Origin of the sequence: Thauera sp. (assembly GCF_034003485.1) — a bacterium.
Taxonomy (GTDB): domain Bacteria; phylum Pseudomonadota; class Gammaproteobacteria; order Burkholderiales; family Rhodocyclaceae; genus Thauera.
Window position 1 is genome coordinate 1 of record NZ_JAVEYL010000055.1, and the last position, 10,954, is coordinate 10,954.

Annotated in this window: 9 protein-coding genes; 5 read left to right on the plus strand and 4 right to left on the minus strand. The window is 64.5% G+C overall.

The annotated features are described in order from the left end of the window. Window positions 1–302: 302 nt before the first annotated feature. On the minus strand, window positions 303–1,688 hold the full coding sequence (locus RBT54_RS17405) for a hypothetical protein (protein ID WP_320368280.1): 1,386 nt from the start codon (window positions 1,686–1,688) through the stop codon (window positions 303–305). Between the two features lie 186 nt (window positions 1,689–1,874). Here RBT54_RS17405 and RBT54_RS17410 point away from each other — a divergent pair, with 186 nt between their 5' ends. Next, window positions 1,875–2,669: a thymidylate synthase gene (locus RBT54_RS17410; RefSeq protein WP_320368281.1), complete on the plus strand. Its 795-nt coding sequence runs from the start codon at window positions 1,875–1,877 to the stop codon at window positions 2,667–2,669. Then, on the plus strand, window positions 2,666–3,163 hold the full coding sequence (locus RBT54_RS17415) for a dihydrofolate reductase (RefSeq protein WP_320368282.1): 498 nt from the start codon (window positions 2,666–2,668) through the stop codon (window positions 3,161–3,163). Before RBT54_RS17410 ends, RBT54_RS17415 begins: the two co-directional genes overlap by 4 nt. 92 nt (window positions 3,164–3,255) lie before the next feature. On the opposite strand, the gene RBT54_RS17420 is transcribed toward RBT54_RS17415, so the two are convergent. The 3 genes from RBT54_RS17420 to apbC all read right to left on the minus strand — a co-directional run bounded on the left by RBT54_RS17420 (window position 3,256) and on the right by apbC (window position 7,474). Next, window positions 3,256–5,499: an arginine/lysine/ornithine decarboxylase gene (locus RBT54_RS17420; protein ID WP_320368283.1), complete on the minus strand. Its 2,244-nt coding sequence runs from the start codon at window positions 5,497–5,499 to the stop codon at window positions 3,256–3,258. 150 nt (window positions 5,500–5,649) lie between these two features. After that, window positions 5,650–6,216 carry a dCTP deaminase gene (gene dcd, locus RBT54_RS17425; protein ID WP_048705906.1) on the minus strand — a complete coding sequence of 189 codons (567 nt, stop codon included), beginning with the start codon at window positions 6,214–6,216 and terminating at the stop codon, window positions 5,650–5,652. 166 nt (window positions 6,217–6,382) lie between these two features. Then, window positions 6,383–7,474, minus strand: a complete 1,092-nt coding sequence (gene apbC / locus RBT54_RS17430) for an iron-sulfur cluster carrier protein ApbC (RefSeq protein WP_320368284.1) — start codon at window positions 7,472–7,474, stop codon at window positions 6,383–6,385. A 185-nt stretch (window positions 7,475–7,659) separates the two neighbouring features. On the opposite strand from apbC, the gene RBT54_RS17435 reads away from it, so the two are divergent. The 3 genes from RBT54_RS17435 to RBT54_RS17445 form a co-directional block, all read left to right on the plus strand. Further along, complete coding sequence (locus RBT54_RS17435) at window positions 7,660–8,232, plus strand: OmpA family protein (protein ID WP_320368285.1); 573 nt, start codon at window positions 7,660–7,662, stop codon at window positions 8,230–8,232. A gap of 172 nt (window positions 8,233–8,404) precedes the next feature. Further along, a complete protein-coding gene (gene metG, locus RBT54_RS17440; RefSeq protein WP_320368286.1) occupies window positions 8,405–10,573 on the plus strand; it encodes a methionine--tRNA ligase in 2,169 nt (722 codons plus the stop codon). 167 nt (window positions 10,574–10,740) lie between these two features. Further along, on the plus strand, window positions 10,741–10,954 hold a 214-nt coding region (locus RBT54_RS17445; RefSeq protein ID WP_320368287.1), incomplete at its 3' end, for a SulP family inorganic anion transporter.

The following is a 10,954-nucleotide window of genomic DNA, read 5'->3' on the forward strand; positions in this document are numbered from 1 at the left end:
CCAAGCACCCACACTTATCGGTTGTTCGACTTTTTAAAGAACCGCTGCCACCCGGCAGCGAAGAAGCGAGATTATGATCAACCACCTAATCCCTGTCAAGCATTTCGTGAATCTTTTTTAACGCCCCGGCTCACCGCCAAGACCCGATCCACCGCCCAACAACCTCCCGCTTCAACCCCCTCAACCCCGCACCCCGCTTCCGAAGAAACCGCTGCAGCGCTGAAGAGGTGCGCATTATAGACCTAGCAGAAACAACGTCAAGCACTATCTGCACAAAAACCTAAGCGATCCACTCGGGCGGATCAGAGCACCTGGAAGGTGCAGATACGATAGTCTCGCTCGACAAGTTCCTGCTGCAGCTTGCGCAGGGTGAACAAGCCCGCAACTGAGCGCAGGAAGACTCGCTCCGATACGAACTCGCAGTCGGATGGCAGCACCACCCGCACCAACTCCCCTTTCAATACTTCGTCGCACAGAATGCAGCGCACCGGCGAGCGCCCGTCATCGAGATCCGCAGCCTGCGGTTTACGCGCAATCAGTTCGATACCAAGGTCCGTCAGCGGCTGCCCAAAACCAAGCCGGCGGACGACCCCAAGCTGCCAGCCCTGCCCATCTACGAAATGCACAGCAACCAGCCCTCCGATGTCAGGCCAGCCCCCCGGGGGTTCAAGGTCCATGGAAAAGTGCAAGCCGCTATGGCTGAAGTCCAGTGTGCGGCACCTCTGGCGTGAGGTTGAGGCACGCTCATCCAGTACGGCAAGGCAGTTCTCGAACCCATGCGTCACGTCGATCTCGGCTTCCTGAGGGAAGCGTCGACGCAGACGGACGGGCGGGTCCGCAGACCATCTACGGAGGAGCGCCTCGACGGCATCGTGCAGTGCCGGAAGGGGTTGCCCCGCAAGTGCTGCCGGCACTTCCCCACGCTCGAGCGCCTCCCGGAATCCGCGCAGAAGCTCGCCTGCAGCGTCCGCCTGGAAATGCCACGCTCCCGACGACGGCTCTCCCGCCCGGCGCTCCGGCATCGGCGCATCCGGTGGCGAAACCACATACTGGAGCGGCAGACTCTTCTTGCGGGACAACTCGATGAAGGGCAGCGCACGGTCGATCAATGCGCAGGCCGCGAGCGCCGTATCAAGCACCATCTGGTCAAGACCCGCGCTATGGTAAGCGATCGCACGCAGATACTCTCGCCCGATGCCCGGCAGGTCGCCCCCGACCAGTCGTCCATACGACTCGGGCGCGTCAGTGAAGAGAACGGCCAGACGCCCCCATACATCCAGGGGCGGGCGGCTTCGGCTGCAGGCGGACCACTTGACCACTTCCGCAGCGCTCGACGCCAGACGCAGGCGGTACGCAGCGGGCGCCGAACCATCCGCGGCCCTGCACGACGCCCAGTACGCATCACTCAAGGCGATCGCGCAGTCACGTACGCTGGCCACCCAGCGCACAGCCCATCCCGCATCCCGAACACGCCCGGCACCGGCTCCCGGAGCAGAGGAAGCGACAGCATCTCCGAAGGCATCGCCATAGCTACAGACGATGCCGAATGCTGCATCCCCCGCGCTCTCATGACCGGGTCCGGCAAGCGAGCGCAACGCGAACGCCGCTGCATGAAAGCCGGCAACAGCGTCTCCGGCACCGGCAAAGACGGCAACAGGGGAATAATCGAGAGGCCTGGGGGCGTGCAAGACGGTCTCCGAATGGGCGGGCAGAGGACGCCGCTCAGGGGCACACCCTACCCGCTGATGTGTTTGCGGCATTCTGCGCCTCGCAGCCGCGCAATGTCCAGATCATATAGGCTGTCGCGACGCCGCGGCTCAAATGGCAGGAGCGGGTACTCACCCGTTAGAATCGAGGCTTTTGCGAGGGCCCCCATGCAACAGTACCTCGACCTGATGCGCCACGTGCTCGAGCACGGCGACGGCAAGACCGACCGAACCGGAACCGGTACCGTGTCGGTGTTCGGTTGGCAGATGCGCTTTAACCTGCAGAAAGGCTTTCCACTCCTGACGACGAAGAAGCTCCACACCCGCTCCATCATTCATGAACTGCTCTGGTTCCTCCAGGGCGACACCAACATCCGTTACCTCAAGGAAAACGGGGTCTCGATCTGGGACGAATGGGCAGACGAGGACGGTGAGCTTGGCCCGGTTTATGGGAAGCAGTGGCGCCGCTGGGAGAACGCCGATGGCACCCGCGTGGACCAGATCGCCCGACTGATCGATGGCATCCGGAGCAACCCGGACTCCCGCCGCCACATCGTCTCGGCCTGGAATCCGGGGGAGGTAGACCGCATGGCGCTTCCCCCCTGCCACGCACTCTTTCAGTTCTACGTGGCAAAGGGCAGGCTCTCATGTCAGCTCTATCAGCGCAGTGCGGACATCTTCCTGGGCGTCCCGTTCAACATCGCGTCCTACGCGCTGCTGACGCACATGGTGGCACAGGTGTGTGATCTCGAACCGGGCGATTTCATCTGGACAGGCGGGGACTGCCACCTTTACCTGAACCATCTCGATCAGGCGCGGGAGCAACTGTCGCGCACGCCGCGCGCGCTGCCGCAACTTCGGCTCAACTCGACGGTCAAGGACATATTCGCATTCCGCTTCGAGGACTTCAGCCTCGAGGGCTACGACCCGCACCCACATATCAAGGCTCCGGTGGCCATATGAACAAGACCCCCGAGATCGTCATCGTCGCCGCCGTCGCGCGCAACGGCGTGATCGGCCGCGACAATGGCCTGCCCTGGCGGCTGAAGGCGGATCTGCAGCGTTTCCGTGCGCTGACCATGGGGCACCCCATCCTGATGGGGCGCAAGACCTGGGCATCGCTCGGACGTCCTTTGCCCGGGCGGCGCAACATGGTGGTGTCCCGCAGCAAAGACTTCAACGCCGACGGCGCCGAAGTCTTTGCCAGCCCGGAGGCTGCGATCGCAGCCGCTATTGACAGCGGCACGCTGTTCGTCATCGGCGGCGCGCAGCTTTACGACACTTTACTTCCCCTGGCTGACCGACTGGAGCTCACCGAAGTCTGGGCGGACGTCGAAGGGGATGCGCACTTCCCGCCCTTCGATCTGTCCGAATTCGTGGAAGACCGGCGCGAAGCGCGCAGCGCAGACGAAGAGAACGAGTACGACTTCGACTTCGTGCAGTACCGGCGACGCTGAGCCCCCGACACCACACACCATGAAGAAGGGCCGCAATCCGCGGCCCCTCTTCCTTCTTCAATCGAAGCGCCCGGGTACCCGGGCGCCAGCGCTCAGCCCTTCACGCAATCGACGTGGTAGCGGCCGTCCTCGCCCTTGACCAGACCGTGGATGTCCGTCTCGAAGCCGGGGAAGCGCGCATTGAAGTCGCGCGCGAACTTCAGGTAACGCACGATCGTGGCATTGAAGCGCTCGCCCGGGATCAGCAGTGGGATACCCGGCGGATAGGGCGTGACCAGCATCGCCGTGACGCGGCCCTCGAGTTCGTCGAGCACCACACGCTCGATCTCACGGTGGGCCATCTTCGCGAAGGCATCGGCAGGCTTCATCGCCGGCACCATGTCCGAGAGATACATCTCGGTGGTCAGTCGGGCAACATCGTGATCCTTGTAGAAGCTGTGGATCTGGTTGCACAGATCCTTCAGGCCGACGCGCTCGTAACGGGGGTGCTTGGCGATGAACTCGGGCATCACCCGCCACAACGGCTGGTTGCGATCGTAGTCGTCCTTGAACTGCTGCAACTCGGTCACCATCGTGTTCCAGCGGCCCTTGGTGATGCCGATGGTAAACATGATGAAGAAGGAGTACAGGCCGGTCTTTTCGACGATGATGCCGTGCTCCGCCAGGTACTTGGTGACGATCGCCGCAGGGATGCCCGTATGTTCGGCGAAGTCGCCGTCCATGTTGAGACCCGGGGTAATGATCGTGGCCTTGATCGGGTCGAGGATGTTGAAGCCTTCGGCCAGGTTGCCGAAGCCGTGCCAGCGCTCGCCCGCCTTCAGGGTCCAGTCGTCACGATGACCGATGCCTTCCTCGGCGAGATAATCCGGCCCCCAGACCTTGAACCACCACTCGTCCTCGCCGAACTCGGCGTCCACCTTGCGCATCGCCCGACGGAACTCCACCGCCTCGGACAGTGATTCGTTCACCAGCGCGGTACCGCCTGGTGCCTCCATCATCGCGGCCGCCACGTCGCAGGACGCGATGATCGCGTACTGCGGCGAGGTCGAGGTGTGCATCAGATAGGCCTCGTTGAAGATGTCGCGGTCGAGTTTGCGAGTCTGCGAGTCCTGCACCAGGATCTGCGAGGCTTGGCTCAGGCCGGCGAGCAACTTGTGGGTCGACTGGGTGGAGAACACCATCGACTCGCGGCACCGCGGACGATCCGCGCCGATCGCGTGATAGTCGCCGTAGAAATCGTGGAAGGCGGCGTGCGGCAACCAGGCTTCGTCGAAGTGCAGGGTGTCGATCTGGCCGTCGAGCATTTCCTTGATGGTCTCGACGTTGTAGACCACGCCATCGTAGGTCGACTGCGTCATCGTCAGAATGCGCGGCTTCTTGTTCTTCGCCTCGCGAGCGAAGGGGTTGGCCTCGATCTTTTTCTGGATGTTCTCGATCGAGAACTCCTCCAGCGGGATCGGGCCGATGATGCCGTAATGGTTGCGCGTCGGCGTCAGGAACACCGGCACCGCACCTGTCATGATGATCGAGTGGAGGATGGACTTGTGGCAGTTGCGGTCGACGACGACGATGTCGCCGGGCGCCACCGTGGTGTGCCACACCATCTTGTTCGAGGTCGAGGTGCCGTTGGTGACGAAGTACAGGTGGTCGCAGTTGAAAATGCGTGCCGCATTGCGCTCCGAGGCCGCCACCGGACCGGTATGGTCGAGCAGTTGACCAAGCTCGTCCACCGCGTTGCAGACGTCCGCACGCAGCATGTTCTCGCCGAAGAACTGGTGGAACATCTGGCCCACCGGGCTCTTCAGGAAGGCGACCCCGCCCGAGTGCCCCGGACAGTGCCACGAATACGAACTGTCGGCCGCGTAGTGCACCAGTGCGCGGAAGAAGGGCGGCGCCAGTGAATCGAGGTAGTTCTTCGCCTCGCGCACCACGTAGCGCGCGATGAACTCCGGCGTGTCCTCGAACATGTGGATGAAGCCGTGCATCTCGCGCAGCACGTCGTTGGGGATATGGCGCGTAGTGCGCGTCTCGCCATGCAGGAAGATCGGGATGTCGGCGTTGCGGAAGCGGATCTCGACGACGAAGGCGCGCAGGTCGGCGATCGCCTTGGCCGAAGCCTCGGGCGAGGAAAACTCCTCGTCATCGATCGACAGGATAAAGGCAGAGCCGCGGCTCTGCTGTTGCGCGAAGGAGGTCAGGTCGCCATAGCTGGTGACACCGAGCACCTCCATGCTTTCGTCCTCGATCGCCTTCGCCAGCGCGCGGATCCCCAGTCCCGAGGTGTTCTCCGAGCGGAAATCCTCGTCGATGATGATGATGGGGAAGTGAAATCTCATCCTGGTCCTCTCCAGCGGTGTCCTTGCGGGACGGACAAAATGGGCAGGGTAGCCGTCGTGGGTTGCCTGCGCGTTACCGAAAGTGCTTCGGAAAAGTACAAGGGGCCGTCAGGCGGCCCCGTGGATGCATCGTCTCTGCGCGTCGTCGCTTCAGATCTTTGGCAAGGTGACGCCCGTCTGGCCAAGATACTTGCCACCGCGATCTTTGTAAGAGGTCTCGCACACCTCGTCCGACTCGAAGAACAGCATCTGCGCCACGCCTTCGTTGGCGTAGATCTTGGCCGGCAGCGGCGTGGTGTTGGAGAACTCGAGCGTCACGTGGCCTTCCCACTCGGGCTCGAGCGGGGTGACATTCACGATGATGCCGCAGCGCGCGTAGGTGCTCTTGCCCAGACACACTGTCAGCACGCTGCGCGGAATGCGGAAATACTCGACCGTGCGCGCCAGTGCGAAGGAATTCGGCGGGATGATGCAGACGTCGCCCGTGAAATCGACGAAGTTGCGCGCATCGAAGTCCTTGGGGTCCACGATGGTCGAGTTGATGTTGGTGAAGATCTTGAACTCGTTTGCCACGCGCACGTCGTAGCCGTAGCTCGAGGTGCCGTAGGAGACGATGCGGCCGCTGTCGTTGCTGCGCACCAACTCCGGCGCGAAGGGCTCGATCATGCCGGCCTCTTGGGCCATGCGGCGGATCCACTTGTCGGACTTGATGGACATGGGCGCGGGTTCCAGCGGAGTGCGTTGCGGCCGGCAGCAGGGCCGGTCGTAAAAGCGGCGTAGTGTAGGACAAGCGCTGCAGCGGGGAAAGACCTCGCCACGGCATTGTTGCTGCACCGCACACCGGGACGGCCGCCGTGGCGCTCCGCCCCGGAAGCACCCGGGTTCAGGTGCTCTTGATGACGATGTTCGGGAACTTGTGCGTCATGTCCTTCGAGCGCTCTGCGATGCGCACCGCGACCCGGCGCGCGATCTGCTTGTAGGTGGAGGCGATGCGCCCCTCGGGGTCGGCGACGACCGTCGGCGAGCCACCGTCGGCCTCGCTGCGAATCTGGATATCCAGCGGAAGCGCGCCGAGGAAGGGCACATTGAAATCCGCGCACATCTTCTCGCCACCGCCGTGGCCGAAGATGTGCTCCTCGTGGCCACACTTCGAACAGATGTGGATGCTCATGTTCTCCACCACACCCAGGATGGGCACGCCCACCTTCTCGAACATCTTCACGCCCTTGCGCGCATCGAGCAGGGCGATGTCCTGCGGCGTGGTGACGATGACTGCACCGGTCACCGGAACGCTCTGCGACAGGGTGAGCTGGATGTCGCCGGTGCCCGGCGGCATGTCGATGACGAGGTAGTCGAGATCGTCCCAGGCGGTGTCCTTGAGCATCTGGTTCAGCGCCTGCGTAGCCATCGGCCCCCGCCAGACCATCGGCGTATCAGGGTCGATCAGGAAGCCGATCGACATGGCCTGCAGTCCGTAGGCCTGCAGCGGGATCATGGTCTTGCCGTCTGCCGACACCGGACGCTGATCGCCGATGCCCAGCATCTGCGGCTGCGAGGGACCATAGATGTCGGCGTCGAGGATGCCGACCCGAGCGCCTTCGGCCGACAGCGCCAGCGCGAGATTCACCGCAGTCGTGCTCTTGCCCACGCCACCCTTCCCCGAAGCGACGGCAATGATGTTCCGCACACCCGGCAGCAGCTTCACGCCCTGCTGCACCGCGTGCGCCACGACCTTGCTGGTCACCTTGATCTCGACGCGCTGGACACCGGGCAGCTTCGACACGGCCTCGCTCAGCAGGGCACGGATGGGCTCATGCTGGCTCTTGGCCGGATAGCCGAGCTCGACATCGAAACGGACGGTGCCGTGCTCGACGCTCAGGTTACGGATGCTGCGGCCAGCCACGAAATCCTTGCCGGTATTCGGGTCGATCACCTGCTTGAGCGCTTCGTTTACGGTTTGCTGATCAAGACTCATCGCGTTTTCCTCGAAAATCGGTGCACCCGCTGCGGGGTGAAAGCGGCAGAATCATACCGGAGCGGGAGCATTCGCTCACCCGCGTTCTGAACAGGGTTTATTCCTGCAGTTCCGCTGCACCCACGATCTGGCGCGACGCCTTGCCACGGCAGGCGTCCCCCAAGAGGCATCCATCCACGCCCTCCATGAATACGCAACGCTGCTGCCGTCTCCTCCCCCTTGTCGGTTCTGCCCTGCTGCTCGGCGCCTGCGCGACCCTCCCCGCCCCCGAACCCACCGACCCGGTCAATCGCCATGCACTCGTGCGCGTGAGCACGCCCGAGCCGGACTGGCCGGCGCTCCACCAGCGCCTGCTCACGGCCACCGCCGAGGTGCACGGCATCGAGATCGGCAGCCCCGAAGGCCAGGGGCTACGCCTGCAGATTCCGGTGCCCGACGGGTTCGCGAGCGGCAGCGCAGAGATCCGCCCACCCCTGGCCAAGGCGCTCGATACGCTCGCAGCCGTCCTCGCCGGCGAAGGGGGTGCGGCGGTGAAGGTGGTCGGCCATACGGACAGCCAGGGCAGCGAGATGGTCAATCTGCAGTTGTCGATCACCCGGGCCGAAGCGGTCGCCGAGCACCTCCGCCAGCGCGGCATCGCGCTGGAACGCCTGAGCGCGGACGGCCATGGCGAAGCTGACCCGCTCACCAGCAACGCCACCGATGAAGGACGCGCGCGGAACCGTCGGGTAGAACTGATCCTCAGCCGGCAACCTTGAGCATCAGGTGCATCCAACCGCCCCCTGCCCGCCGTGGAGGACGTGTTCATGAAGAGAAGGCGCCCGGAGCACCCGATTCGCGAGCAGACCCAGATCCTTGCGCGCGACCACAGTGCGGGCGCCCGCTTTGTTAAACTCCTGACTTTATTCAGCAGGCCCGTCCGCACACATCATGTCTCGCAAGATCCTCGTCACCAACGCCCTGCCCTACGCCAACGGCGACATCCACCTCGGCCACCTGGTGGGCTACATCCAGGCCGACATCTGGGTGCGCTACCAGCGCATGCGGGGCCATTCGGTGCACTACGTCTGCGCGGACGACACCCACGGCACGCCGGTCATGCTGCGCGCCGAGAAGGAAGGCCTCACCCCCGAGCAGCTCATCGACCGCGTGCATGGCGAACACCTGCGTGACTTCACCGCCTTCGGCGTCGCCTTCGACAACTACCACTCCACGCACAGCCCCGAGAACCGCTTCTACGCCGAGGACATCTACGGCAAGCTGAAGACCGGCGGCCTGATCGACACGCGCTCGATCGAGCAGTACTACGACCCGGTCAAGGAGATGTTCCTGCCCGACCGCTTCATCAAGGGCGAATGTCCCAAGTGCGGCGCGGCCGACCAGTACGGCGACAACTGCGAGGCCTGCGGCGCGGCCTACGCTCCCACCGAGCTCAAGAACCCCTACTCCGCGGTGTCCGGCGCCAAACCGGTGCTGAAGACTTCGGAGCATTATTTCTTCCGCCTCTCCGACGAGCGCGCCGTCGCCTTCCTGCGCGAGTGGACGCGCGGCACCAACACCGCCGGCGAGCGCCGCCTGCAGATGGAAGCCGCCAACAAGATGAAGGAGTGGCTCGGCGAGGAAGGCGAGAACAAGCTCTCCGACTGGGACATCTCGCGCGACGCGCCCTACTTCGGCTTCGAGATCCCGGGCGCGCCGGGCAAGTACTTCTACGTCTGGCTGGACGCGCCGATCGGCTACCTTGCCAGCTTCCGCAACCTCGCCGCCAGGCGCGCCATCGCGGGCGAGACGATCGCCATCGAGGACTACACCGACGCCGCCCGCGCCGCCGCCGCCGGCACCGAGATGGTGCACTTCATCGGCAAGGACATCCTCTACTTCCACGCCCTGTTCTGGCCCGCGATGCTGAAGTTCGCCGGCTACAACACCCCCAGCCAGCTGTGCGTCAACGGCTTCCTCACCGTCGACGGCGCCAAGATGAGCAAGAGCCGCGGCACCTTCATCACCGCGCACTCCTACATCGCGCAGAAGCTCAACCCCGAGTGGCTGCGCTACTACTTCGCCGGCAAATCCAACGGCACCATGGAAGACGTCGACCTCAACCTCGACGACATGATCGCCAAGGTCAATGCCGACCTCGTCGGCAAGTTCGTGAATATCGCCAGCCGCTGCGCCGGCTTCATCGGCAAGCGCTTCGACGGCAAGCTGGGCGAAGTTGATGCCGCCGCCTGTGCCGAGTTCGCAGCGGCCTGGACCGAGGGTCGCATCGCCGCCGCCTATGACGAGCGCGACTACAGCCGCGCGCTGCGCGAGATCATGCGCCTGGCCGATGTCGCCAATCAGTACGTCAACGACCACAAGCCGTGGGAGCTCGCCAAGCAGGAAGGCCAGGAGGCCCGCCTGCATGCGGTGTGCAGCACCGCGCTGACCATGTTCCGCGACCTCACCCGCTACCTCAAGCCGGTGCTGCCGGCGCTGGCCGCGCAGGTCGAGGCCTTCCTCGCCATCCCGGCGATGGACTGGCGGGGCGAGTGGGCGCCGCTGCCTGAAGGCCACGCCATCCAGGCGTACAGCCACCTGATGACGCGCGTCGAGCGCAAGCAGATCGATGCCCTGCTCGAGGCCAACCGCGAGTCGCTCGCCCCTGCCGCCACCCCGGCGAAGGACGCCAAGGCGGCGTCCTCGCAGCAGCGCCATGCCGAGAAGCAGCAGCACGTCGCGCAGGCGGCCGAGACGGCGTCGCCCCACATCTCGATCGACGACTTCACCAAGGTCGACCTGCGCATCGCGAAAATCGTCAACGCCGAGCACGTCGAGGGCGCCGACAAGCTGATCCGCCTGCAACTCGACATCGGCGAAACCGACGAAGCCGGCAATGCCAAGCCGCGCCAGGTCTTCGCCGGCATCAAGTCGGCTTACGACCCGGCCACACTCGTCGGGCGCATGACGGTGATGGTCGCCAACCTCGCACCACGCAAGATGAAGTTCGGCATGAGCGAGGGCATGGTGCTCGCAGCCTCGGACACCGAAGGCGCCACGCCGGGCCTATTCATCCTGTCACCCGACGCCGGCGCGCTGCCGGGCATGAAGGTGAAGTGATCCACGCCGAGTAGCCGCCATGCCGCTCACACCCTCCAAGCGCTGGATCGTCCTGCACCACGCGGGCCGAGGGTGAGCCTCTCCGCCGCTCGCGCCGGCCCTCGATCCGAAGGCGGCGCTGCTTGGGCCTCGCGCCCCGTCCTGAACCAGCACGCAGCGGAGACAGCATGAAACTCGACTTCCGTCCCAAACTCTTCGACACCCTACCCGGCTATGGCCGGGCCACCTTCGTCGGCGACCTCTCCTCGGGCATCACCGTTGGCGTGCTCGCGCTGCCGCTGGCGATGGCCTTCGCGATCGCCTCGGGCATGTCGCCCACCGCCGGCATCTGGACGGCGATCGTCGCCGGCTTCCTGATCGCGCTGCTCGGTGGCTCCCGGG

What these genes read in the sequence shown, in the direction of transcription:
- RBT54_RS17410 (WP_320368281.1), top strand. Translation starts at nt 1,875, where the DNA reads ATGCAACAGTACCTCGACCTGATGCGCCACGTGCTCGAGCACGGCGAC.
- RBT54_RS17415 (WP_320368282.1), top strand. Translation starts at nt 2,666, where the DNA reads ATGAACAAGACCCCCGAGATCGTCATCGTCGCCGCCGTCGCGCGCAAC.
- RBT54_RS17420 (WP_320368283.1), bottom strand. Translation starts at nt 5,499, where the DNA reads ATGAGATTTCACTTCCCCATCATCATCATCGACGAGGATTTCCGCTCG.
- dcd (WP_048705906.1), bottom strand. Translation starts at nt 6,216, where the DNA reads ATGTCCATCAAGTCCGACAAGTGGATCCGCCGCATGGCCCAAGAGGCC.
- apbC (WP_320368284.1), bottom strand. Translation starts at nt 7,474, where the DNA reads ATGAGTCTTGATCAGCAAACCGTAAACGAAGCGCTCAAGCAGGTGATC.
- RBT54_RS17435 (WP_320368285.1), top strand. Translation starts at nt 7,660, where the DNA reads ATGAATACGCAACGCTGCTGCCGTCTCCTCCCCCTTGTCGGTTCTGCC.
- metG (WP_320368286.1), top strand. Translation starts at nt 8,405, where the DNA reads ATGTCTCGCAAGATCCTCGTCACCAACGCCCTGCCCTACGCCAACGGC.